Annotated in this window: 17 protein-coding genes; 4 read left to right on the forward strand and 13 right to left on the reverse strand. The window is 69.7% G+C overall.

The features are described 5' to 3' along the window. Nucleotides 1-5: 5 nt before the first annotated feature. The 7 genes from ACYVGD_RS02930 to kdpF all read right to left on the reverse strand — a co-directional run bounded on the left by ACYVGD_RS02930 (nucleotide 6) and on the right by kdpF (nucleotide 9,261). Nucleotides 6-1,142 carry a PrsW family intramembrane metalloprotease gene (locus tag ACYVGD_RS02930; protein ID WP_460741492.1) on the reverse strand — a complete coding sequence of 379 codons (1,137 nt, stop codon included), beginning with the start codon at nucleotides 1,140-1,142 and terminating at the stop codon, nucleotides 6-8. Between the two features lie 222 nt (nucleotides 1,143-1,364). Continuing rightward, a complete protein-coding gene (locus tag ACYVGD_RS02935) occupies nucleotides 1,365-2,078 on the reverse strand; it encodes a response regulator (RefSeq protein ID WP_460741493.1) in 714 nt (237 codons plus the stop codon). Further along, nucleotides 2,071-4,623, reverse strand: a complete 2,553-nt coding sequence (locus tag ACYVGD_RS02940; protein WP_460741494.1) for a DUF4118 domain-containing protein — start codon at nucleotides 4,621-4,623, stop codon at nucleotides 2,071-2,073. The genes ACYVGD_RS02935 and ACYVGD_RS02940 overlap by 8 nt, the downstream gene beginning before the upstream one ends. 25 nt (nucleotides 4,624-4,648) lie before the next feature. Next, entirely contained in the window at nucleotides 4,649-5,212 is a 564-nt protein-coding gene (kdpC, locus tag ACYVGD_RS02945) for a potassium-transporting ATPase subunit KdpC (RefSeq protein ID WP_460741495.1), read from the reverse strand. Between the two features lie 100 nt (nucleotides 5,213-5,312). After that, nucleotides 5,313-7,355 carry a potassium-transporting ATPase subunit KdpB gene (gene kdpB, locus ACYVGD_RS02950; RefSeq protein ID WP_460741605.1) on the reverse strand — a complete coding sequence of 681 codons (2,043 nt, stop codon included), beginning with the start codon at nucleotides 7,353-7,355 and terminating at the stop codon, nucleotides 5,313-5,315. Nucleotides 7,356-7,474: 119 nt separating this feature from the next. After that, nucleotides 7,475-9,175 (reverse strand): potassium-transporting ATPase subunit KdpA, encoded by a 1,701-nt coding sequence (gene kdpA, locus ACYVGD_RS02955; protein ID WP_460741496.1) that lies wholly within the window; start codon nucleotides 9,173-9,175, stop codon nucleotides 7,475-7,477. Continuing rightward, on the reverse strand, nucleotides 9,175-9,261 hold the full coding sequence (gene kdpF / locus ACYVGD_RS02960; RefSeq protein WP_460741606.1) for a K(+)-transporting ATPase subunit F: 87 nt from the start codon (nucleotides 9,259-9,261) through the stop codon (nucleotides 9,175-9,177). The genes kdpA and kdpF overlap by 1 nt, the downstream gene beginning before the upstream one ends. A gap of 266 nt (nucleotides 9,262-9,527) precedes the next feature. On the opposite strand from kdpF, the gene ACYVGD_RS02965 reads away from it, so the two are divergent. The 4 genes from ACYVGD_RS02965 (at nucleotide 9,528) to ACYVGD_RS02980 (ending at nucleotide 13,863) form a co-directional block, all read left to right on the forward strand. After that, on the forward strand, nucleotides 9,528-10,007 hold the full coding sequence (locus ACYVGD_RS02965) for a hypothetical protein (RefSeq protein WP_460741497.1): 480 nt from the start codon (nucleotides 9,528-9,530) through the stop codon (nucleotides 10,005-10,007). 245 nt (nucleotides 10,008-10,252) lie between these two features. Next, nucleotides 10,253-11,368, forward strand: a complete 1,116-nt coding sequence (pdhA, locus tag ACYVGD_RS02970; protein WP_460741498.1) for a pyruvate dehydrogenase (acetyl-transferring) E1 component subunit alpha — start codon at nucleotides 10,253-10,255, stop codon at nucleotides 11,366-11,368. A 1-nt stretch (nucleotide 11,369) separates the two neighbouring features. Then, nucleotides 11,370-12,350 carry an alpha-ketoacid dehydrogenase subunit beta gene (locus ACYVGD_RS02975; RefSeq protein ID WP_460741499.1) on the forward strand — a complete coding sequence of 327 codons (981 nt, stop codon included), beginning with the start codon at nucleotides 11,370-11,372 and terminating at the stop codon, nucleotides 12,348-12,350. Between the two features lie 31 nt (nucleotides 12,351-12,381). Next, nucleotides 12,382-13,863, forward strand: coding sequence for a dihydrolipoamide acetyltransferase family protein (locus ACYVGD_RS02980; RefSeq protein ID WP_460741607.1), 1,482 nt, complete (start codon nucleotides 12,382-12,384; stop codon nucleotides 13,861-13,863). Nucleotides 13,864-14,084: 221 nt separating this feature from the next. Here the strand turns inward: ACYVGD_RS02980 and ACYVGD_RS02985 are convergent, their stop codons facing one another. The 6 genes from ACYVGD_RS02985 to ACYVGD_RS03010 form a co-directional block, all read right to left on the reverse strand. Further along, a complete protein-coding gene (locus tag ACYVGD_RS02985; protein ID WP_460741500.1) occupies nucleotides 14,085-14,774 on the reverse strand; it encodes a DUF4282 domain-containing protein in 690 nt (229 codons plus the stop codon). Between the two features lie 117 nt (nucleotides 14,775-14,891). Then, nucleotides 14,892-17,801, reverse strand: coding sequence for a 5'-nucleotidase C-terminal domain-containing protein (locus ACYVGD_RS02990; protein ID WP_460741501.1), 2,910 nt, complete (start codon nucleotides 17,799-17,801; stop codon nucleotides 14,892-14,894). Between the two features lie 262 nt (nucleotides 17,802-18,063). Next, a complete protein-coding gene (locus ACYVGD_RS02995) occupies nucleotides 18,064-19,911 on the reverse strand; it encodes an acyl-CoA dehydrogenase (protein ID WP_460741502.1) in 1,848 nt (615 codons plus the stop codon). Between the two features lie 227 nt (nucleotides 19,912-20,138). Next, nucleotides 20,139-20,975 (reverse strand): HAD family hydrolase, encoded by an 837-nt coding sequence (locus ACYVGD_RS03000; protein WP_460741503.1) that lies wholly within the window; start codon nucleotides 20,973-20,975, stop codon nucleotides 20,139-20,141. Next, complete coding sequence (locus ACYVGD_RS03005) at nucleotides 20,972-22,015, reverse strand: alpha/beta hydrolase (protein WP_460741504.1); 1,044 nt, start codon at nucleotides 22,013-22,015, stop codon at nucleotides 20,972-20,974. Before ACYVGD_RS03005 ends, ACYVGD_RS03000 begins: the two co-directional genes overlap by 4 nt. A 60-nt stretch (nucleotides 22,016-22,075) precedes the next feature. Then, a complete protein-coding gene (locus ACYVGD_RS03010; protein ID WP_460741505.1) occupies nucleotides 22,076-23,554 on the reverse strand; it encodes an MFS transporter in 1,479 nt (492 codons plus the stop codon). Between the last annotated feature and the right edge of the window lie 63 nt (nucleotides 23,555-23,617).

A 23,617-nucleotide genomic window follows, 5' to 3' on the forward strand; every position in this document is an offset into this window, starting at 1 on the left:
CGACATCACCGCACGCCTGGCGGCGGGGGCGTCCAACCGGTGGGCGCGGGCGGCAGGCGGCCGTTGACCCACTCCTGGCTGGCGCGCAGCTGGGCGACGAGCTGGTCGTGCTGGGTGAGGAGCTCCTTGCTCAGTGGCCTTCCTCGTCGGGCCTGCTCGTCGAGGCGCGCCCGCACGAAGGCGAGCTCGGTCGCGTCGTCGCGAAAGCCACGCAACCGCTTCTGCTCGGCGGAGCTCATGTGGGGCAACGACATGCGGGCCCGGCGCTGCGTGAGCGACGACAGCCACTGGGCCTCGGCGGGGCTGACCCAGCCGGCGTTGACCATCGGGTGGAGCTGCTGGCCGACGACGGCCTTCTCCTGCTTGCGGGAACGCAGGCCCATCACGAGGTAGAAGATGAAGCCGCCCAGGTCGAACACGACCATGGCGATCAGCACCGCGGCCAGGCCGAACAGGGTGGAGCCGTTGTGCATGGCGTGGAGGAACACCGCGGCGCACCAGCCGAGGAACGGCCACACATAGCGCATCGCGCCGGTCGAGTTGATACCTCTCCATACGCCGATGGCCGTCATGCCGGTGTAGACCGAGTGGCTGAAGGCCCCGAGGCCGCGGAGGATCATCACCACGGCGGCCTCGCCGGCGGTCTCGCCACCGGCGATGTACATCATGTCCTCGACGAACGAGAAACCGATGCCGATGAAGCCGGCGTACACGAGGGCGTCGGTGAGCGAGTTCAGCTCCGACCGACCACGGCGCGACGCGAGGAGGACCACGACCAGGAACAGGCCCTTCGCAGACTCCTCGGTCAGCGGCGCCACGACCGCCGCACTGAGCGCCTCGGGAATCCCCGCCAGCGGGATGGTGAAGAGAATCACCAGGATGAGTGCGACACCGCCGCCCCAGAAGAACGCCGACGCCAGCAGCAGCGGCGGCTCCGGCTCCCACCGGTCGAGCCAGTGCAGGTAGAGCGTGCCTACCGTGGCCACGACCATCGAGAAGACGATGCCTAGCAAGAACGGCATGGGGTTGCCCTTGGCGAAGCTGTCGCTGCCGGTGATCAGGGTGATCAGCAGGGCGACCAGGCCGCCGATGGCGATGACCACGATCGGTCCGACGACGGCCTGCGGCTTGCTCCGCAGCATCGGCCAGCCAGGCGGCCAGGCGGCGGTCCCATGGGGGTTGGCCCCGACCGGCGGCATGGCGCCCGGCTGCGAGCTCGCGGGCGGTTGCCACAGTGGCGGACCCTGTGGGGGCATGGGCTGCGGCCAACTGTTGCCGGGCGGTACCTGCGACATCGAACACCTCGTCTGGTCGGGGGACATCTCAGACTGGACGGGAAGGCGGGCACGCCAGTTCCCCGGCGCTCATTGTGCCCTGTCGCCGTCCGTCCGCGTGGAGAGCCGGTAGCCCAGTCCGGGTTCGGTGATGAGGTGAGCCGGGTGGCTCGGGTCGCGCTCGAGCTTCCGGCGCAGCGTGGCGAGGTAGACGCGCAGGTACTGGGTCTCGCGCTCGTAGCCCGGACCCCACACCTCGGTCAACAGCTTCGCCTGCGGCACGAGCACGTCGGGGGTGCGGGCCAGCAGGTGGAGGATGCGCCACTCCGTCGGTGTGAGGCGTACCTCCTCGCCCTCGCGTGTCACGCGGGTGGCGGCCAGGTCGATGCGCAGGGGACCGGCATCGACGACGGGCTGCTCGGCGGAAGTCGGCTCGCCGCGGCGCAGCGCGGCCCGGATGCGGGCCATGAGCTCGTTGATCTCGAACGGCTTGGTGATGTAGTCGTCGGCACCGGCGTCGAGGGCCTCGACCTTGTCGTCGGAGGTGTGGCGAGCGCTGAGCACGATGATCGGCACCGACGACCAGCCGCGGATGCCGGCCAAGACGTCGAGGCCGTCGCGGTCCGGCAGGCCGAGGTCGAGGATGACGAGGTCGACGTGGCGCTCGGAACTGGCGAGCAATGCCCCTTGCGCGTGGGAGGCGGACACCGTGTCGAACCCTCGTGCCCGCAGGTTGATCTCGAGCGCGCGGACCAGACTCGGCTCGTCGTCGACGACGAGGACGGTCGGCCGATTCTCAGTCACGGTCCCCATCCTGCCCTTCGGCGCCAAGATCCTCGGGGCTGGCCGGCGACTCCACGGCCGGCGGGAAGGTCATGACCATCGTCAGGCCCCCGCCGGGGGTGTCCTCGGCCTCGAGTGTGGCGCCGGTGGCGCGGGCGAGTCCGGACGCGACGGCGAGCCCGAGGCCGAGACCGTTCCCGGAGTCGCCGAGGCGCTGGAACGGTTGGAACATCCGTTCGCGCCGAGCCGGGGGTACGCCGGGCCCGGTGTCGACGACGTGCAGCTCGACGCGGTCGGCGACGACCTCGGCGACCAGGCGTACGGGTTCGTCGGCGGGCTGGTGGCGCAGGGCGTTGTCGACGATGTTCGCGACGACGCGCTCGGCCAGACCCGGGTCGGTGCGGACCATGGGCAGCCCGGTGGGCTGTTCGACAAGGACGCGACCGGGTGGGTGGGGCGCGACGGCCGCGCGGACGACCTCGTCGAGTAGTACCGCGCGTGGACGGGCCTGCATGTTGCCGGTCTCGAGCCGGGTCATGTCCAGCAGGTTGCCGATGAGCCGTTCGAGACGGTCGGCGTTCTCGTCGACCATCGTCAGCAGTACGCGACGGTCGTCGGGATCGAGCTCGATGTCGGGGGCCAGCAGGGAGCTGGAGCTGGCCTTGATGGCGGCCAGCGGCGTCCGCAGATCGTGCGAGACCGCAGCGAGGAGCGCGGTCTGGAAGTCCGTCCGCTCCTGGAGCTCGTCGGCCGCCTCGGCGGCGGCGACGAGGTCCTCACGCTCGATTTCGTTGAGGATCTGCGCTCCGAACGCGGCCAGGACGCGCTGCTCGGCGACGGTCAGCGCGCGGCCGCGGACGGCGAAGTCGCGCAGCTCTCCCAGCGCCAGCAGGGAGTCCGGTTCGCCGTCCGGCGTACCCGCGGCGGCGACCACCTGCCACGGCGACGTGATCGCGTCGCGCCGGCGGAACTCGACCGAGTCGAGGCGGAAGGTCTGCTGGATCTGCGCGAGCACGTTCTCGACCGTCAGCGCCTCGCCGCGGGTCTGCGAGGTGAGCCACATCAGCGTGTCGGCCTCGGCGCGGGCCTCGGCGCCCAGACGAGCACGCGCGGCCGCGCGGTCCACCACGGTCGCCACGGCGATGCCGACGAGGGCGAAGACGACCAGGCCCAGGATGTTCTTGGGGTCGGAGATCGTGAGGGTCCCCAGCGGGGGCGTGAAGAACCAGTTCACCAGCAGCGACGCCAGTACGGCGGCCACCATGGCCGGCAGCAGGCCGCCGATGAGGGCGACGGCGACGGTCACGGCGAGGCCGGTCATCAGGGCCAGCGACTGCGAGTAGGACTGCGGGGCGGCGAGGAACGCCATGGTCAGCAGCGCCGGGAGGACGATCGCCGCGGACAGACCCGCCAGTCGGCGGTGCGCCGGCAGGGGCGCCGGGCGGTGGCGTCCGTGGCCGGTGCCGGCGAGGTCGTGGCTGACGATGTGGACATCGATCTCGCCGGACCCGCTGATGATGCGCTGGCTGACGGGCGCGCCGAACAGGCGTTGCCACGGGCGGCGGCGGGTCATGCCGACGACGATCTGGGTGGCGTTGATGCTGCGGGCGTGCTCGAGCACCGCCTCGGCCGGATCCTCGCCGGTGAGCGTGTTGAACGTCCCCGAGAGGTCGGTCACCAGGCGCTGCTGCGCGGCCAGCTCGCTGCGGTCGCGGTCGACGAGGCCGTCGGAACGCGCCACGTAGACCGCCACGAGCTCGCCGCCGACGCCCTTCGACGCGATCCGCGCGCCGCGTCGGATGAGCGCCGCCCCCTCGGACCCGCCGGACAGGGCGACGAGGACGCGTTCGCGCGTGGCCCACGGCGCGTCGATGTCGTGCGTACGCCGATAGTCCGCCAGGCCCGCGTCCACGCGGTCGGCGACCCACAGCAGCGCCAGCTCGCGCAGGGCGGCCAGGTTGCCGGGGCGGAAGTAGTTGTTCAGCGCCGCGTCGACCTTCTCCGACGGGTAGACGTTGCCGTGGGCCATGCGGCGGCGGAGCGCCTCCGGTGCCATGTCGACCAGCTCGATCTGGTCGGCCGCGCGCACGACGCTGTCGGGCACCGTCTCGCGCTGGCGTACGCCGGTGATCTGCGCGACCACGTCGTTCAGCGACTCCAGGTGCTGGACGTTGACGGTGGTGATGACGTCGATGCCGGCGGCGAGCAGCTCCTCGACGTCCTGCCAACGGCGGGCGTTGCGCGCACCGGTGACGTTGGTGTGGGCAAGCTCGTCGACCAGAGCGACCTCTGGCCGGCGGGCGAGGACCGCGTCGACGTCCATCTCGGTGAACGACGCGCCCTGGTGGGTGATCGTGCGGCGCGGCACGACTTCCAGCCCCTCGCGCTGGGCCGCGGTGTGGCGGCGCCCGTGGGTCTCCACGAACGCCACCACCACGTCGGTTCCGCGCTGCGCCCGACGCCGTCCCTCGCCGAGCATCGCGTACGTCTTGCCCACTCCGGGCGCGGCCCCGAGCAGGACGCGCAGCTCCCCACGGGTGGGCGGTTGGGCCGCGGGCGTGGTCACCGGACCAGTCTCACTCATGTCGTGCTCAGCGCGCGAGGTCGGCGTTGACCTTCACCACGTTCACGCGCGGCTCGCCGAGGAAGCCAAGCATCCGACCCTCGGTGTGGCGGGCGACGATGGCGCGGACCTGACCCTCGTCGAGGTGGCGTACGCGGGCGATGCGGGCGACCTGCAGCTCGGCGTACTCGGGAGAGATGTGCGGGTCGAGACCCGACGACGACGCGGTGACCGCGTCGGCCGGGATCGACTCGGCACCATCGCGCCTGAAGATCTCGGCGCGGCGCTGCGCCACCTGGCCGCGCAGCTCGGTGCTGTTCGGGCCAAGGTTCGAACCCGCGGAGGCGAGGCCGTCGTAACCGCCGTCACCTGCGGCCGAGGGGCGCGGCTGGAGCCACTGGTCGCCCTCGAAGCGCTGGCCGATGAGCGTGGAGGCGGAGCGACCGCCGACGGTGATGACCGAGCCGGTGGCCCGGTCGTGCATCGTGACGTTGGCGATCACCGCGACCACGATCGGGTAGACGACGCCGAGGACGAGGGTGAGGGCGACCATCGCGCGGAGGCCGGCGACGGTCTGGCGGAGCAGGTTCATGGTGGAGATCCTTGGTGGGACGGGGCTACGGGGAAAGAGTCGGGGTCGGGCCGGTCGTCGGGCGTGGCGGATACGTCGCGCCCCGGTACGGGGCGACATGTCAGAGCCCCGGGATGAGCGAGACGACGAGGTCGATGAGCTTGATGCCGATGAACGGTGCGACCAGCCCGCCGAGGCCGTAGACCAGCAGGTTGCGACGGAGCAGGGCGCCGGCCGACAGTGCGCGCTGGCGTACGCCCTTCATGGCGAGCGGTATCAGGGCGATGATGATCAGTGCGTTGAAGACGACCGCCGACAGGATTGCGGACTGGGGCGAGTGCAGGCGCATCAGGTTGAGGGCCTGCAGCTGGGGGAACGCGACGACGAACATGGCCGGGATGATCGCGAAATACTTGGCGACGTCGTTGGCGATGGAGAACGTCGTCAGCGCGCCGCGCGTCATGAGGAGCTGCTTGCCGATCTCCACGACCTCGATGAGCTTGGTGGGGTCGGAGTCGAGGTCGACCATGTTGCCGGCCTCCTTGGCCGCGGACGTGCCGGTGTTCATGGCCACGCCGACGTCGGCGCGGGCCAGGGCGGGCGCGTCATTGGTGCCGTCGCCACACATGGCGACCATGGCGCCACCGGTCTGCTCGCGCCGGATCAGCGCGACCTTGTCCTCCGGCTTGGCCTCGGCGAGGAAGTCGTCGACGCCGGCCTCCTCGGCGATGTGGCGGGCGGTGACGGCGTTGTCGCCGGTGATCATGACGGTACGGATGCCCATCGTGCGCAGGGACGCGAAGCGCTCGCGGATGCCCTCCTTGACCACGTCGGACAGTGCGATGACGCCGAGGACGCGGGCCGCCCGGCCGCGCGTGTGCTCGGCGACGACCAGCGGCGTACCGCCGGCGGCGGAGACGTCGTGGACCAGGTCGTTCACCTCGTCGGGCGCGTGGCCGTCGTTGTCGGCGACCCAGGCCAGGGCGGCCGAAGCGGCACCCTTGCGGATGCGGGCGCCGTCGGGGGCGTCGATGCCGGACATGCGGGTCTCCGCGGTGAAGGGGACGACCTCCAGGCCGTCGGTCAGGGCCTCCAGACGGGCGGCGTCGGCGGGGACCTCGGCGGTGGCGAGCTCGACGATCGAGCGGCCCTCGGGCGTCTCGTCGGCGAGGCTGGACGCCAGCGCGGCACGGACCAGGTCGGCACGCTCGACGCCCGGCAGGGGCAGGAAGTTGGTGGCGCGACGGTTGCCGTAGGTGATGGTTCCGGTCTTGTCGAGCAGCAACACCGACACGTCGCCGGCGGCCTCGACGGCGCGGCCAGACGTGGCCAGCACGTTGCGCTGGACCAAGCGATCCATGCCGGCGATGCCGATGGCGGCGAGCAGCGCGCCGATCGTCGTCGGGATGAGGCAGACCAGCAGCGCCACCAGGACGATCACGTCCTGGGCGGCCTTCGAGTACGCCGCGAACGGCTGCAGGGTCACGACGGCCAGCAGGAAGATGATCGTCAGTGCCGACAGCAGGATGTTCAGCGAGATCTCGTTCGGCGTCTTCTGGCGCGAGGCGCCCTCGACCATGGCGATCATGCGGTCGAGGAAGGACTCGCCGGGCTTGGCGGTGATGCGGACGACGATGCGGTCCGATAGCACCGTGGTGCCGCCGGTGACGGCGCAGCGGTCACCGCCGGCCTCGCGGATCACCGGCGCGGACTCACCGGTGATGGCCGACTCGTCCACCGAGGCGACGCCCTCGATGACGTCGCCGTCGCCGGGGATGACCTGGCCGGCCTCGAGCACCACGAGGTCGCCGATCACGAGCTCGGAGCTGGGCACCCGGGTCTCGAAGCCGTCGTTGAGGCGGCGGGCCACGGTGTCCTTCTTCGCGGCGCGCAGGCTGGCGGCCTGGGCCTTGCCCCGACCTTCGGCGATGGCCTCGGCCAGGTTGGCGAAGATCACCGTCGCCCAGAGCCACAGCACCAGCGAGAACGCGAACAGCGACGGGTGGACGAACGCCAGGACGGTGGTCAGGATCGAACCGATCCACACGACGAACATGACCGGCGAGCGGACCATGGAACGCGGGTCGAGCCGGCGTACGGCCGTGGGCAGGGCCTCGACGACAAGGGTGGTCAGGGACTTCCTCGGCGCCGGCAGATGGTGCATGGCGGCGTCGGGATGATGGTGCGTGCCGTCGGCCTCCGTCGAGGCTTCGGGACGCGAGGTGTCGACGGTGGACACGGGGGTCTCCTTCGGGAGGGAGGTCTCAGAGGGCGTATGCGGGGTCACAGCAGGGCCTCCGCGATCGGGCCCAGGGCGAGAGCGGGGAAGAACGTCAGGCCGGCGACGATCAGCACGATGCCCAGCACGAGCGTCACGAACAGGGGGCCGTGCGTCGGGAGGGTGCCGCCGGTGACGGGAACCTTCTTCTGGGCGGCGAGCGAGCCGGCCAGCGCGAGGGCGAACAGGATCGGCAGGAAGCGGCCGATGAGCATGGCGATGCCGATGGTGAGGATCGGTTCACCGGCGGCGATGCCGCCGAACGCGGAGCCGTTGTTGTTGGCGCCGGAGGTGTAGGCGTACAGCATCTCGGACAGGCCGTGGGGGCCGTCGTTGGCGAGCGTGTCGAGGCCCTGCGGGGTGGAGATCGAGACTGCGGCGCCGACGAGCAGCGCGAACGGCATGGCGACGATGCCGAAGGCGACCATGGTGATCTCCTGCCGACCGATCTTCTTGCCGAGGTACTCCGGCGTACGTCCGACCATCAGGCCGGCGACGAACACGGTGAGCACGGCCATCATTAGCAGGCCGTACAGGCCGGTGCCGACGCCGCCGGGCGAGACCTCGCCGAGCATCATGTTCAGCATCGCCATGCCGCCGCCGAGCGCGGTGAACGAGTCGTGCATCGAGTTGACCGCGCCGGTGGACGTGCCGGTGCTGGCGGCGGCGTACAGGGCCGAACCCCACGTGCCGAAACGCAGTTCCTTGCCCTCCAGTGCACCGCCGGCGAGCTGGAGCGCCGTGCCGCGGCTGGCGGCCTCGGCTGCGGAGACGATCGCGACCGAACCGAGCCACAGCGCCGACATCACCGACACGATCGCCAGCCCCTGACGGCGGTCGCCCACCATGAGGCCGAAGCAGTACGGCAGGGAGAACGGGATCACCAGCATCGCCCAGATCGACAGGACGTTCGTCAGCGGGCTGGGGTTCTCGAACGGGTGCGAGGCGTTGCCGTTGAAGAAGCCGCCGCCGTTGGTGCCGAGCTGCTTGATGGCCTCCTGGGAGGCGACCGGGCCCCCGGGGATCGACTGGGTGCCGCCCGCGATCGCGTCCACGACCTGCGGGGCGTGGAAGTTCTGGATCGCGCCACCGGCGACGAACAGCAGGGCGACGATGGCGGCCATCGGGAGCAGCACGCGCAGCGAGGCCCGCGTCACGTCGACGAAGAAGTTGCCGAGCTTGTCGGTGGACTCGCGGGCGAAGCCGCGTACCAGCGCCCAGGCCACGGAGATGCCCACGGCGCCCGAGACGAAGTTCTGCACGGCCAGGCCCATCATCTGCACCAGGTGGCCCGCGGCGGAGTCGCCCGAGTACCACTGCCAGTTGGTGTTGGTCAGAAACGAGACCGCGGTGTTGAACGCGCCGTCCGCGGGGAAGCCCGCGCGCCCCAGCGACAGGGGCAGAAAGTTCTGCAGGCGCAGCATCGCGTACAGCATCAGGACGCCGGCCAGCGAGAAGCCGAGCACCGACAGGGCGTACGCGCGCCACGTCTGCTCCTGGCGCGGATCCACGCCGACGGCGCGGTAGAGGGCGCGCTCGAAAGCGGTGTCGTTCTCGCTGGTCGCCGTCTGGTGGAGCAGACGACCGAGCGGGACGTGGCAGGCCGCCAGCAGGGCGACCAGGAAGCCCACCTGGAGCACGCCGGCGACCGGCTGCGACAGCACCAGGGGAGTGAGGGCCGAGGGGGCGGGGAGAACAGGATTCATCAGAAGTCCTCGGGGCGGACGAGGGTGAACAGGAGGTAGCCGAGCAGGAGCAGCGCCACCACCAGGGCGACGACGTTCTCGATCATCGGCGGGGGCCTTCCGTGGGAGGCGTGAGCAGTCGCGTACCGGACAGCATCGCCATCAGGGCGAAGAAGCCGATCATCAGGAAGAGGCAGAAGAGATCCATCACGAGATCCAGCGAACGCCCCCGCGGGCGATCCGTGAATCTTCTTGACGTGTTCTTTGCGCGGCCGTCGCCATCCTTGACGGGACCTTGACGACACCCCGTTGTGTCTGTCGGGCCGCCAGCGTGTGCAGCAGGGCGAGGCGCCTCAGCGGATAGTCTGCTGGGGTGGACGAGTTCGTGGTTGGACCCAGCGACGCGGCGATCGCACGCAACCGCGAGTTCTGGGGCGGTCGCACGGGACTGACGCTGATGATGGCGCCCGGCGTCGTGATAGTCGTCGTCGGGATCGTCCTGACGGTCCTCTACGGCACGGGGTACAACTTCTTCTTCGGCATCGTCATCGTCCTGTCGGGTCTGATCGGCCTATGGTCGGGCTGGGCGACGCACGTACGCGACCGTGACCGCGCCGCCGAGGCCGTCTGGATCTTCCGGCTGGACGCCGAGGGCGTCCACTTCCCGCGCCAGTTCCCCACCGCCTGGGCCGACGCGCGGTTCGTGCTGGCCGAGACCGACGGCGAGGAACAGCTCCTCGTCACACCCCAGGGGTACGCCTTCACCCTCGACCGCCTGGACCGTACTCCCGCCGAGATCGAGGCCTCGATCGTCGAGCTCTCCGGCGGCACGAAGACCCTCGAACGGACCTGAGCCGCATCCGCCGGCGCCGCGGCGGCCCTCTGGCTCGGTGGAGTTCCCCCTTCACACCGGTGCCGCCCCGTGGTTTGCTGTTGGACGGATTCCCTTCACAGGGGCACCCCCAAGGACTAGGTTGGCCCTCGGTCCGTCGGGAGACCCCTGACGCACCACCCCGGGCAACGACGCACCGGCTCCGGCCCGGCGTCAGCCTTCGCCACACGTGCGGCGACCCCGCACCTCCTGAAAGGACGGCTCCGGTGAGCGATCCCCGAAGCACGGCGGACGAGACACCCCTCGTCCAGCTCCTCACCCCCGAGGGTGAGCGCGTTTCTCACCCCGACTTCTCCTTCGACGGCGACGACGAGCAGATCGCGGGCTTCCTCCGCGACATGGTGCTCGCCCGCCGCATCGACGCCGAAGCCACCGCGCTGCAGCGCCAGGGCGAGCTCGGTCTGTGGGCGTCGCTGCTTGGCCAGGAGGCGGCGCAGATCGGCTCCGGCCGCGCGCTGCGTACGCAGGACTACGTCTTCCCGACCTACCGCGAGCACGGCGTCGCCTGGTGCCGCGGGGTCGACCCCGTTGAGCTGACCGGCCTGTTCCGCGGCGTCGACATGGGTGGCTGGGACTCGCAGGCCAACCGCTTTCACCTCTACACCGTCGTCATCGGCTCTCAGTGCCTCCACGCCACGGGGTACGCGATGGGCGTGACCACCGACGGCAAGGTCGCCACCGGCGACGCCGACTCCGACGAGGCCGTCATCGCCTACTTCGGCGACGGCGCCACCTCGCAGGGCGACGTCAACGAGTCGTTCATCTTCGCCTCGTCCTACAACGCCCCGGTCGTGTTCTTCTGCCAGAACAACCAGTGGGCCATCTCCGAGCCGATCACCCGCCAGTCGCGCATCCCGCTCTACAAGCGTGCGCACGGTTTCGGCTTCCCCGGCCTGCGCGTCGACGGCAACGACGTGCTGGCCACGTACGCCGTGTCCCGCTGGGCGCTCGACCGCGCCCGCAACGGCGAGGGCCCGACGTTCATCGAAGCCTTCACCTACCGCATGGGCGCCCACACCACGTCGGACGACCCCACGAAGTACCGCTTGGCCGCCGAGCTCGAGCACTGGCGCCTCAAGGACCCGATCGAGCGCGTCAAGGCCTACCTCACGCGTCACGCGTCGATCGAGGAGAAGTTCTTCACCGATCTCGAGACCGAGGCCGACGACGTCGCGGCCGACCTCCGCAAGCGGACGCTCGCGCTGCAGCCGCCGACGCTGGTGGACATGTTCGACAACGTGTACGCCGAGCAGACCGCCTACCTGGCCGAGCAGCAGGCCGCCTACCGCGCGTACGTCGAGTCGTTCGAGGGAGTGAACTGAGATGCCGATCGAGAAGCTCACGCTGGGCAAGGCTCTCAACGCGGGCCTGCGCAGGGCCCTGGAGTCCGATCCGAAGGTCGTCCTCGCCGGCGAGGACATCGGCAAGCTCGGTGGCGTGTTCCGTATCACCGAGGGCCTGCAGAAGGACTTCGGCGAGCACCGTGTCATCGACTCGCCGCTGGCCGAGTCGGGTATCGTCGGCACGGCCGTCGGCATGGCGCTGCGCGGCTACCGCCCCGTCTGCGAGATCCAGTTCGACGGTTTCGTGTTCCCCGCCTACGACCAGATCGTGACCCAGGTCGCGAAGATGCACTTCCGCTCGGGCGGCCGCCTGAAGATGCCCGTCGTCGTCCGCATTCCCTTTGGTGGCGGCATCGGCGCGGTGGAGCACCACTCGGAGTCGCCGGAGGCGTACTTCTCGCACACCCCGGGCCTGAAGGTCGTGTCGTGCTCGAACCCGACCGACGCCTACTGGATGATCCAGCAGGTCATCGCGTCCGACGACCCGTACATCTTCATGGAGCCCAAGCGGCGCTACCACATCAAGGGCGAGGTCGACACCGACGCCGAGCCGATGCCGCTGCACCAGGCGCGCGTGGTCCGCGAGGGCACCGACGTGACCGTGCTCTGCTACGGCCCGATGGTCAAGACGTGCGAGGACGCCGCCAACGCCGCCGCGGAGGAGGGCAAGTCGCTCGAGGTCGTCGACCTGCGCACGCTGTCGCCGTTCGACATGCCGACGATCCTCGAGTCGGTCAACAAGACCGGCCGCGTCGTCGTCGTCCATGAGGCACAGGTCTCGCTGGGCCTAGGTGCCGAGCTCGCCGCGCGCCTGACCGAGCAGTGCTTCTACGCGCTCGAGGCGCCCGTCGTACGCGTCGGCGGCTTCGACACCCCCTACCCGCCGAGCCGGGTCGAGGAGGACTACCTCCCCGATCTCGACCGCGTCCTCGACGGCGTCGACCGCGCGCTGGCGTACTGAACGCAAGGAGACGAAAGTGAAGACGTTCAACCTGACCGATCCCGGCGAGGGCCTCACCGAGGCCGAGATCATCTCCTGGCGCGTGAAGGAGGGCGACACCGTCAAGGTCAACGACATCGTCGTCGAGGTCGAGACCTCCAAGTCTCTCGTCGAGCTGCCCATCCCGTGGGCCGGCACCGTCGCGAAGATCCTCGTGTCCGAGGGTGACACCGTGGAGGTGGGCACGCCCATCATCACCATCGACGACGGCTCCGGCGTCGACGAGAAGGGCAACGCCGCGGACGGCGACACCGCGGCGAAGGCTGACGACATGGTGCCGTCCGCTCCCGCCGGCGGCACGTCCGAGGGCGAGAAGACCACGCGTACGCCGAACCTCGTGGGCTACGGCCCCAGCGAGGGTGCCACGACCCGCCGTGCCCGCCGCTCGGCGACCGGCAAGGACATCTCCGCGGAGACGGCGCACAGTCAGGTCAGCGAGACCTTCGGGCTGTCGCAGCCCGTCGGCCGCCAGGCCGACCTGCGTGCGGCCCTCCCGTCGGAGCCCGTCGAGACCACCGGTGAGCCGCTCCCGTCGCCGGGCGAGGCCCCGCAGCCCGAGGTCAGCGTGAAGCCCAGCAAGGTGCTGGCCAAGCCCCCGGTCCGCAAGATGGCCAAGGACCTCGGCATCGACCTGTCCCAGGTCACCGGTTCCGGTCCCGGCGGCATCATCACCCGTGACGACGTCCAGGCGTACGCGTCGGGCGGCGGCCAGCAGGCGTCCGCCGGCGCGCAGGTCTCGGCTCCGCGCCCGGTCGCGTCGGGCCCGGAGGACCGGCGGGTCCCGATCAAGGGCGTACGCAAGATGACGGCGCAGGCGATGGTCGACTCGGCCTTCACCGCCCCGCACGTCACGGAGTGGACCACCCTCGACGTCACCGCCACGATGGAGCTGCTCGACAAGCTCAGGCAGCGCCGCGAATTCCGCGACGTGAAGCTCTCGCCGACGCTGCTGGTCGCCAAGGCCGCGCTGGTCGCCATGGGCCGCAACCCGGAGCTCAACACGGCCTGGGACGAGCCGAACCGGGAGATCGTCTACCGCGGCTCGGTGAACCTCGGCATCGCCGCGGCCACCCCGCGCGGGCTGATCGTGCCCAACATCAAGGGCGCCGAGCGGATGTCGCTGCTCGAGCTCGCCCAGGCGCTGAACGAGCTGGTGTCGGTGGCCAAGTCCGGGCGTACGCAGCCGGCGGACATGTCTGGCGGCACGTTCACCATCACCAACGTCGGTGTGTTCGGCATCGACGCGGGTACGCCGATCCTCAACCCGGGGGAGGCCGGCATCCTCGCGATGGGCGCCATCGACCGGCGGCCGTGGGTCGTGGGCAGCGGGGCCGACGAGCGCATCGAGCCGCGCTGGGTGACGACGCTGGCGCTGTCGTTCGACCACCGCCTGGTCGACGGCGAGCAGGGCTCGAAGTTCCTTGCCGACGTGGCACAGCTCCTCTCTGACCCGGGGCTCGCGCTCCTGTTCTGAGAGTCGCCCGCCCGACCTACGCACGAAGAGGCACGAGTTGGTCCCCGAGACGCTATCGGGGACCAACTCGTGCACACGCGACAAGGGCTCGGTCCGCGCTCACGCCGCCGGGGTCAGGGCGTGATCCATGTGCGCAGGTAGATCCCGGCGGCCGGTCCCAGGGACCGACCGGTGAAGGTTTGTGCACGCACCGGGCGTCGGGACGTGCCGTCGGCGGCGGCTCAGGCGTCGAGCTTGGCGCGGATCGCCTTGGTGTCCTGGTTGGTACGCACCAGCGCGAGCATGTACTCGAGCTGGACGCGCAGGGCGATGATATAGAAGACGTACACCGGCGCGCCGAGCAAGAACCAGAGGAAGCCGGCGATGAGGCCGCCACCGTCCGAGGAGCTGCTGTAGGTGGACGAGGCCACCGACCCCATGACCAACATCATGAACGCGCCGCCGAGCCAGTAGATGGCGCCGAGGACTAGTCCCATGATGTAGAAGATCTTGATGACGCTGGGCGTCGCGTACCGCGTGAAGTTGAAGTCGACGAGCGCCCTGAAGAAATTGTCGTCGGCGCCGGGGGCGGTGGTGGTCTGTCCCTGGCCGGGCCGGGCCTGGTTGTACTGGCCGGCCTGGTTGTACTGGCCGGCCTGCATGCCGCCCTGGTTCATCTGGTCCTGCTGGGCAGCCCACTGGCCGCCCTGCATGCTCTGGCCGTGGACGTCTTCCACGTAGCCGGCCGATCGCTGGCCCACCGGGTCGCCCCACGAGTTGGAGGCGCCGTAGGGGGCCGACGACTGGGACGCCGGGTCGGTGCTCGACGGCTGGGAGGAGGGGTAGGGGCTCGCCCCACCGCCGTATCCGCCCTGACCGTAGCCGGACTGGTTGTGGTTGGGGTCGTAGCCACCCTGGTAGTCGTTGGACATGGTTCGCATTCTGCCGTGCGAGGGGCCATCGGCCGTGCAATTCGCCGAGAAAACGACGGAACGGGCCCGGACCGTGAGGTCCGGACCCGTCCGAGGGTGTCGATCAGGGGTGAGCGATCACCAGACTCCCCGCGCGGGGGCCCAGTTGATCGTGCCGCGCTGGTAGGCCTGCGAGCAGCCGTTGGCGGTGCAGGTCTCGGCGGCGACGGGATAGCCGTAGCGGCTGTTCTCCCAGCCCTTCGAGGCCCAGAACTCACCGATCAGGCCCCACACGGGGTGGGCGCCGGACTTCGCCGACCAGTAGATGTGGGTGTTGTTCTGGAAGTGCTGGCCGCAACCGCCGTCCTTCAGGCCGCAGAACTCGTTGCCGGTCGGGTAGCCGAGCGGGGATTTCTCCCAGCCGAGCCGCTGGTATTCGCCGTAGATGGCGCCGAACACCGAGTGGGCGCCGGTGGCCGGGGAGTACATGGTGACGCCGCCCTCGAAGCGCTGGCTGCAGCCACCATCCTTCAGGCCGCAGATCTCGTCGGCCAGCGGGTAGCCGAGCGGGCCGTTCTCCCAGCCGACGTGCTTCCACGCCACCGCGAGTGCGCCGCGGACGACGTGGGCGCCGGTAGCCGGCGAGTAGTAGATGGCGCCGCTCTGGAACGACTGGAAGCAACCGCCGTTCTTCAGTCCGCAGCGCTCGTCGCTCGTCGGGTAGCCGAGGTAGCCGTTCTCGAAGCGGAGCGAGCCCCACTTGTCATGGATGGCGCCCCAGACCTGGTGGGCGCCGGTCGCCTGCGACCAGTAGATGCTGCCGCCCTGGAACTTCTGGAAGCAGCCGCCGTCGGTGAGGCCGCATACCTCGTCGGCCATCGGGTAGCCGAGCGGGCTGTTCTCCCAGCCCATCGCGGCGTACTTGTCGTAGATCGCGCCCTTGACGGTCGCCGCCGGCGACTTGTCGGACCAGTAGGTCAGGCCACCGTTGGGGCCGGGGCGGTAGCAACCGTTGTCCTTGAGGCCGCAGAAGGCGCCGAACTTCACCACGACGGGGAACTGGGTGACGGTGATGTTGGGGTTGGCGATGAAGCGCAGCACGCCGGGGCCGGCGGGCATGTTGGGGAAGGTGACGTCGATCGCGGCGACCTTGCCGTCGACGACCGGGGCGCGGCCGACGACGACCGGCTGGCCACCAGCGGGGGTGAACGCGGCGACGAGCTCGGTGTTGGGCACCGGCGTGGTTTTGTTGCCGGTCAGGTTCAGGGTGTCGGGGGCGACGCCGCCGGCGGCGGGCACGCCCACGGCGAACGTCTGCTTCTCGTTGGTCTTGAACTCCCTGGGGGCCGGCTTGACCGAGACGAACTGCTTGCCGTCGTCGGGGGAGACCTTCTGGATCTGCCGGATGTAGTCGACGAACGCCTCGAGATCGACGCGACCGGTGTCCTTGGTGTTGGTGCCCTTGCCGAGCTCCCAGAAGTTGTCGCCACCGGCGATCAGGAACGAGCCCGAGCCGACGGTGTACTTCGCGTTGAGGTCGAGCGGCTTGTTCGACACGAAGATCGAGGTGATGCGGTCACCCTCGGGGCGCGACTCGTCGTACGCGACGGTCACGTTCTGGGAGACGCCGAGCTGGAGGTACGGACGCGACGGCACGTTGCCGGCCTTGTCGCGCTGCCACTGCTGCTCGAAGACCTTCTTGAGCTGGGCGCCGGTGACCTGGGTGGTCATCAGCGAGTTGGCGAACGGCAGGATGCCGGCGGCCTCCTCGTAGGTGATGTCGCCGGCGTCGAAGTCGGCGCGGGTGCCGCCCGGGTTCTGGAGACCGATGAAGTTCGGGTCGTCCTTGCCGAGCTGGTCCTTGAACATCTGGGCGACCAGGTTCGACATCTGCGACTCGCGGTTGCGGTCGGTGGCGACGGCGCGGGTCACGGGGGCGGTGGCGCTGCCGATGACCTGGGCGCCGATGACCTTCGACTGGGCGATGGCGTTGTCGACGATCGTCTTGATCGGCGTGATCTGGGTCGGGAAGGTCTCGACGGCCTGGTCGGCGGTCATCGTGGGCTTGACGTTGGCCTTGGTGTAGCAGTTGACGACCGACTTGTTGTTGGCGTCGATGCCGAGCTCGACCTTGCCGATCAGCGAGGCGTACGAGCCAGACTGCATGACCGGGCGCTGGCCGCCGGTGGTCGCGACGTCGTAGGCGTACGTCTGGTGGGTGTGGGCGTTGTAGATCGCGGCGACCTGCGGCGAGGTCTGCTCGGCGATCTTCTTGAACATCGCCGAGGCGGCGGCCTCGGTGGCGTAGTCGCCGGAACCGGCGGCGCCCTCATGGTAGGCGGCGATGATGATGTCGGCCTCGCCGTTGGCGGCGTCGCCGTCCTTCAGCTGGGCGGCGGTGCGGTTGACGGCCTCGACGGGGTCGCCGACGGTGAGGCCGGTCATGCCCGCGGGGGAGACCAGCGACGGCAGGTCGGAGGTCACGGCGCCGATGACGGCGACGCGTACGCCGGCTTTCGTGAAGACCTTGTAAGCCTCGGGGGCCCCGGCGCCGGTGATGTTGGCGGCCAGGTAGGGGAACTGGGCGCGCGTCTTCACACGGGTGTTGAAGTCGTTCTGGCCCTTGTCGTACTCGTGGTTGCCCACCGAGGAGACGTCGAGCTTGGCCGCGTTGAGGATGTCGAGCGTCGGGTTGTCGTCCTGCGACGCGGAGGTGAACAGCGAGCCACCGATGTTGTCGCCGTTGGAGAGCAGCAGCGTGTTGTCGACGCCAGCCGCGGTGCGCATCTGCTCGATTTCCCCGAAGAAGCCGACGGTGTCCGGGCCCGACGTGGCGATGCGACCGTGGAAGTCGTTGAAGCTGAGGATGGTCAGCTTCGTGGCATCGGTGCACTGGTCGGCCGGGACGGCCTTGGCAGTCGCGACGCGGGTCGGGGTGGCCGACGGCGTGGCGGCCGACGCGGAAGGGGAGGCCGACGCGGTGGCGGTCGACTTCGGGGTGGGCGTCGGCGTGGCGGTCGGCGCTGCGTACGCAACGCTCGAGGCCATCGGGCCGACGACGATACAGAGGGCGCAAACGGATGCGGCCCCACGGATCCAGCCAGGGATCTGCATGACTCTCCTTGTGGTGGGCTCATCATGGACTGAGACGAGTCCACGAATTTCCACAGACAACTTGGCTGGACCAGCGCCCCGCCCGCAAGCGTGGCCCGCAGGAATTCGCCGTCTGTTCAGATGGCCGTGACCTGAATGAGAGGAACCCCGCCCCCACTGAGGGGGACGGGGTTCGACCGACTGCTGGGCAGATGACTCAGAAGATGCTCTCGGGCAGCTCCATGATGTCGAGATCGGTCGCCTCGAGCATCTTGCGCTCCGACGTCAGGCGCGGCAGGTAGGTGCGCGCGAACCACTTCGCCGATGCCACCTTGCCCTCGTAGAAGTCCTTGTCGGCACCTGAGGCGCCCTCGAGCTTCGCGTACGCCACCTCGCCCGCACGGATCATCAGGTAGGCGCAGACCATGTCACCCAGTGCCATCAGCAGGCGCGAGGTGTTCAGGCCGACCTTGTAGAGGTTGCGGGGATCGCCGCCGTTGCGCGGGTCGGCCTTCTGCATCAGGCCGATGAGGGTCTGGAGCATCAGGGCGACGTCCTCGGCGCCACGCTGCAGCAGCGCGCGCTCGGCCTCGAGCGCGCCGCCGGCCTCGAGGAACTCCTCGACGTCCTGGGCGAGCTTGCCGATGGCCTTGCCGTTGTCACGGACGATCTTGCGGAAGAACAGGTCCTGGCCCTGGATCGCCGTGGTGCCCTCGTAGAGGGTGTCGATCTTGGCGTCGCGGACGTACTGCTCGATCGGGTAGTCCTGCAGGAAGCCCGAACCGCCGAAGGTCTGCAGCGACTCGGTGCCCAGCAGCGTCCATGCGCGCTCGGAACAGTAGCCCTTGACGATCGGCAGGAGGAGGTCGTTGATGCGCTCGGCCATGTCGTCGTGCTCGCCGCGGGCCTCGGCGAACCACACGTCGTCCTGGTAGGAGGCCGTGTACTGCACGAGCAGGCGCAGCGCCTCGGCGGTGGCCTTCTGGGTCATCAGCGAGCGACGTACGTCGGGGTGGTGGGTGATCGTCACGCGCGGCGCGTCCTTGGCCGGGGTGAGCATGTCGGCACCTTGGACGCGCTCCTTGGCGTAGTCGCGGGCGTTCAGGTAGCCGGTCGACAGCGTCGACATCGCCTTGGTGCCGACCATCATGCGCGCGTGCTCGATGACCTGGAACATCTGCGCGATGCCGTTGTGGACCTCGCCCAGCAGCCAGCCGACGGCCGGGGCGCCGTCGCCGAAGGTCATCTCGCATGTCGAGGAGACCTTGAGGCCCATCTTCTTCTCGACGTTGGTCGCGTACACCCCGTTGCGCTGGTCGGTGTGGACCTCGCCGGTTTCCAGGTCGAACATGTACTTCGGGACGAGGAAGAGCGACAGCCCCTTGGTGCCCGGGCCGCCGACGCCCTCGACGCCGACGGGGCGCGCGAGCACGAGGTGCATGATGTTCTCGGTCATGTCCTGCTCGCCCGAGGTGATGAAGCGCTTGACGCCCTCGATGTGCCAGGTGCCGTCCTCCTGCGGGTAAGCCTTGGTGCGGCCGGCGCCGACGTCGGAGCCCGCGTCGGGCTCGGTGAGGATCATGGTGGCGCCCCACTTGCGGTCGACCATGTGCTGGGCGATCTTCTTGTCGCGCTCGGTGCCGTTGTCGTAGACGACGTGGCCGAACTTCGGGCCGGCGGAGTACATGTACATGGCCGGGTTGGCGCCGAGGAGGAACTCGACGGCCGACCAGCGCAGCGAGGGCGGGGTGGGCTGGCCGCCGAGCGATTCGGGCAGCTCGATGCGCCACCACTCGGAGTCCATGTATTCGGCGAAGCCCTTCTTGAACGACTCGGTCACCTCGACGGTGCGCTTCTCCGGGTCGTAGACCGGCGGGGTGCGGTCACCGTCGAAGAACGACTCGGCGAGCTTCGTCTCGCACAGGTGGGCCATCTCGTCCAGGACGGCTTCGGCGGTCTCGCGATCCATGTCCTCCGCGGGACCGGTGCCCAGAACGGCCTCACGGCCGAGGACCTCGAACAGGTTGAACTTGGTGTCGCGCAGGTTGGACTTGTAGTGGCTCATGGCACCCCTCTTGGAGACGAACAGCGTGTGATCACGCTCACTACCCACGAGTATGCTACTGACGGGTAACGGGTGCAAGTGTCTCGATCAGGTGATTGATCGTTTAATCACTGTTGATAATAATCGGATTTGCCCTGTCCACGAAGGCCCAGCCCGGCACCGGGCCACTGGGAGCGCGGCTGGGCGGCGAGCCGCTGTGCGATCGACGAGTGGGTCGAGGCCGGCCGTCAGTACTCGAGGGCGCCCGCCTGCATGTGAGAGTCGAGCCAGACGGCCACGGCCTCCTCGGCATTGGTGTCGGCCGTGACCTCGTCGGCGGTGGCACGCACCTCGGCCTCGGCGTTCGCGACCGCGACGCCGTGCCCGGCCCACCGCAGCATCGCCAGATCGTTGGGCGCGTCGCCGAACGCGACCACCTCCTCGCGCGCGACGCCGAGCGTGCTGCAGAGCCGGGCCAGCCCCGAGGCCTTGTCGACCTCGGGGTGGGCGATCTCGACGAACGGGGCGCCCGAGCGGGTCGCGGCGAACCCAGTCAGGCCCAGAGCGCGGATGGTCTCCAGTGTGTTCTCCGGTGCGACGTCGGGCTCGCGCACGACGAGCTTGAGCGCCGGTTCGGCGGTGACCTCGTCGAGCGTGCCGGTCTCCATGCCGCTCGGATGTCGCTTGTGGTCGGTGAATTCCGCGAGCTCCGGGTAGCCCTCCTGGGCGAGGAACCCGGACGCGGCGTGGCCGCGCACCGACGCGACGCGGGCGCCGGGGCGTACGGCCAGAGGAGCAGTCGCCAGCTCGCGCTGCACGGCCGGGTCGAGCGTGGTCGCGAACCCCACCTCGCGGGTGCCGAGGTGGTAGGAGAACGCCCCGTTCGAGCACAACGCCCAGCCGTCGAGACCCGCGGCGGGCGCGATGTCGACCAGCCCGATCGGCTGGCGTGCCGTCACCGGCACCACCACGATGCCGCGGGCGCGGACCGCGTCGAGCACCGCGCGCGTCCGCGTACCGACCCGGCCGTCGGGCAGCAGGAGCGTGTGGTCGAGGTCGGTGGCGACCACCCGGACGCGGGTCATCGCGAGTCGAGGCCGGCGCGGAGGGCGCCGGCGATGCGCTGCGCGGCCTGCGCGGGCTTCAGCCCGTAGCCCTGCGCGTTGATGAAGGCATGGATGAACCCCTCGAAGAGCATGGTCTCGCACGGCACGCCGGCCTCGCGGAGGCGTTCGGCGTACGCCAGGCCCTCGTCGCGCAGTGGGTCGAAACCGGCGACGACCACGCACGCCGGTGCCACCCCCTCCAGCGCGGAGTCGGGGGCCAGCAAGGGCGAGCATCGCGGGTCGCGCCGGTCGTCGTGGTTCGGCACGTAGTGGTCGAGGTACCACTCCATCTGGGCGGCGGTGAGGAAGTGCCCCGTCCCGAACAGCTCATAGGAGCGCGTACGCCGGCTCGCGTCGGTCACCGGGAAGATCGGGACCTGGAAGCACGGGCCGCCCTCGGCGTCGTCACGCGTCTGCTGGGCGACGACGCACGTCAGGTTGCCGCCGGCGGACTCGCCGCCCACGGCGACCCGGTCGGCGGTCGTGCCGAACGCGGCGGCGTGGTCGCGCACGTGGCGGAACGCCGCCACCGCGTCGTCGACCGCGGCGGGGAACGGGTTCTCGGGGGCCAGGCGGTAGTCGACGCTCACCACCGTCACGTCTGCGTCGAGGACGAGGCGGCGTGCGAACGAGTCGGCGCCGGCGTAGCCGCCCAGCACCCAGCCGCCGCCGTGGAAGTAGACGACGGCACCGGTCGGCGAACCGGCCGGCTCGTAGACGCGGGCCGGCATCGCGCCGGCGGGGCCGGGGATGGCGATGTCACGGGTGGCGACGTGGGGTTCGGCGCCGAACGCGTAGGCCTCGTCATCGAGCTCGGCGCGGCCGCGGGCCAGCGGTTTGGTCTCGAAGGTGTCACCCGAGGCGTTGATGACCTTCAGCGCGAGCTGGGCGTCGACGTCGAGCTCCTGGGCGTCGACGACGACCGGTGGGCCGGCGAGGCGGCGCTTGGCGGACGCCGGCAGCGCGCCCGCCCCGCGTACGGCAAGACGAAGGACGCGGGCGAGAGGACGTGGGCGCATGCGCCCATTGTCGCCCACGCCCGCGCCCCGGTGCGTGATCGGTGCAGCGGAGACCGCCGGTCAGTCGATGCGGGCCGCGTCGGCGTCCTCGCCCGTCTCGGCATCCTCGGCCGTCAGCGGGGCAGCGATCTTCTCGAGGTTCTGGCCCTCGGCGGCGACGGCCAGGAACATCGCCACGATGCCGCCGACGATCATCAGGGCGGCGCCGATGTAGTAGCCGAGCGCGATGCCGGTGATGTCGTTGGATTTCGCGGCGTCCTCGATGAGGCGTCCGAAGAACAACGGGCCGGAGATGCCGCCGACCGCCGTGCCGACAGCGTAGAAGAAGGCGATGCACAGGGCGCGGGTCTCCATCGGGAAGATCTCGCTGGCCGTGAGGTACGCGGCGCTGGCGCCGGCCGAGGCGAAGAAGAAGATCGCGCAGCCGATCGCGGTGAGCGTGAGCGCCGAGACGCCACCGAGCATGAAGCCCGCGACCGCCAGGCCGATGCCCGAGATGAGATATGTCGCCGAGATCATGCGCTTGCGGCCCAGTGAGTCGAACAGCGGGGCCAGCAGGAGCGCGCCGAGGAAGTTCGACAGGGCGAACGCCGCCAGATACCAACCGGTCTTCTCCACGCCGAAGAACGAACTGAGGGCGTCGCCGAAGGTGAAGAAGAAGGCGTTGTAGAGGAAGGCCTGGCCGATGAACAGGGCCAGGCACAGGATCGTGCGCTTGGGGTAGAGCGTGAAGACGGTCTTCGCGATCATCGTGAAGGGGATCGACTCGCGCTGGCGGATCGTGATCGAGTCGTCGACGCCGGGAAGCTTCTCACCCGTCTGCTCGGCGACGGTGTCCTCGACGTCGCGGACGATCTTCTCGCCCTCGTCCTCGCGGCCATGGATGAACAGCCAGCGCGGGCTCTCGGGGACGTTCTTGCGCACGAAGAGGATGACCACGGCGAACAGCGCGCCGATGGCGAACGCCAGTCGCCAGCCCCACTTGGGGTCGACGAGCGTCGGGTCGAGCAGCGGCAGCGTCAGCAGGGCGCCGCCGGCCGCGCCGAGCCAGTAGGAGCCGTTGATGACGACGTCGACGCGTCCGCGGAACTTGGCTGGGATGAGCTCGTCGACCGCGGAGTTGATGGCCGCGTACTCGCCGCCGATGCCCGCACCGGTGAAGAAGCGGCAGACGAAATACATGAGGGGGTTGCCGGAGAACGCGGTGGCCACCGTGGCCAGCGTGTAGAGCACCAGCGTGATCATGAACAGCTTCTTGCGGCCGAACTTGTCGGTGAGCTGACCGAAGAACAGGGCTCCCAGGCACGCGCCAGCCACGTAGGTCGCACCCGCGATGCCCACGTCGCCCGAGCTCATGCCCAGGCCCGCGACCGGGTCCTTCAGGGCTTTCGACATCGACCCGACGATGGTCACCTCGAGCCCGTCGAGGATCCACACCGTCCCGAGCCCGATCAGGATCATCCAGTGCCACTTCGCCCAGGGCAACCGGTCCATCCGCGCCGGGATGTCAGTGGTGATCTTTCCTGTCTCCACACCCATGAGTCTCTCCTGTTGTAGACACCTGTCCTCGTCGACAGGGGAATTCATCGTGGCGTGCCCTAC

The sequence above is a fragment of the Mariniluteicoccus endophyticus genome (genome assembly GCF_054780035.1).

What these genes read in the sequence shown, in the direction of transcription:
- ACYVGD_RS02930 (WP_460741492.1), bottom strand. Translation starts at nt 1,142, where the DNA reads ATGCTGCGGAGCAAGCCGCAGGCCGTCGTCGGACCGATCGTGGTCATC.
- kdpC (WP_460741495.1), bottom strand. Translation starts at nt 5,212, where the DNA reads ATGAACCTGCTCCGCCAGACCGTCGCCGGCCTCCGCGCGATGGTCGCC.
- kdpB (WP_460741605.1), bottom strand. Translation starts at nt 7,355, where the DNA reads ATGCACCATCTGCCGGCGCCGAGGAAGTCCCTGACCACCCTTGTCGTC.
- kdpA (WP_460741496.1), bottom strand. Translation starts at nt 9,175, where the DNA reads ATGAATCCTGTTCTCCCCGCCCCCTCGGCCCTCACTCCCCTGGTGCTG.
- kdpF (WP_460741606.1), bottom strand. Translation starts at nt 9,261, where the DNA reads ATGATCGAGAACGTCGTCGCCCTGGTGGTGGCGCTGCTCCTGCTCGGC.
- ACYVGD_RS02975 (WP_460741499.1), top strand. Translation starts at nt 11,370, where the DNA reads ATGCCGATCGAGAAGCTCACGCTGGGCAAGGCTCTCAACGCGGGCCTG.
- ACYVGD_RS02985 (WP_460741500.1), bottom strand. Translation starts at nt 14,774, where the DNA reads ATGTCCAACGACTACCAGGGTGGCTACGACCCCAACCACAACCAGTCC.
- ACYVGD_RS02990 (WP_460741501.1), bottom strand. Translation starts at nt 17,801, where the DNA reads ATGGCCTCGAGCGTTGCGTACGCAGCGCCGACCGCCACGCCGACGCCC.
- ACYVGD_RS02995 (WP_460741502.1), bottom strand. Translation starts at nt 19,911, where the DNA reads ATGAGCCACTACAAGTCCAACCTGCGCGACACCAAGTTCAACCTGTTC.
- ACYVGD_RS03000 (WP_460741503.1), bottom strand. Translation starts at nt 20,975, where the DNA reads ATGACCCGCGTCCGGGTGGTCGCCACCGACCTCGACCACACGCTCCTG.
- ACYVGD_RS03005 (WP_460741504.1), bottom strand. Translation starts at nt 22,015, where the DNA reads ATGCGCCCACGTCCTCTCGCCCGCGTCCTTCGTCTTGCCGTACGCGGG.
- ACYVGD_RS03010 (WP_460741505.1), bottom strand. Translation starts at nt 23,554, where the DNA reads ATGGGTGTGGAGACAGGAAAGATCACCACTGACATCCCGGCGCGGATG.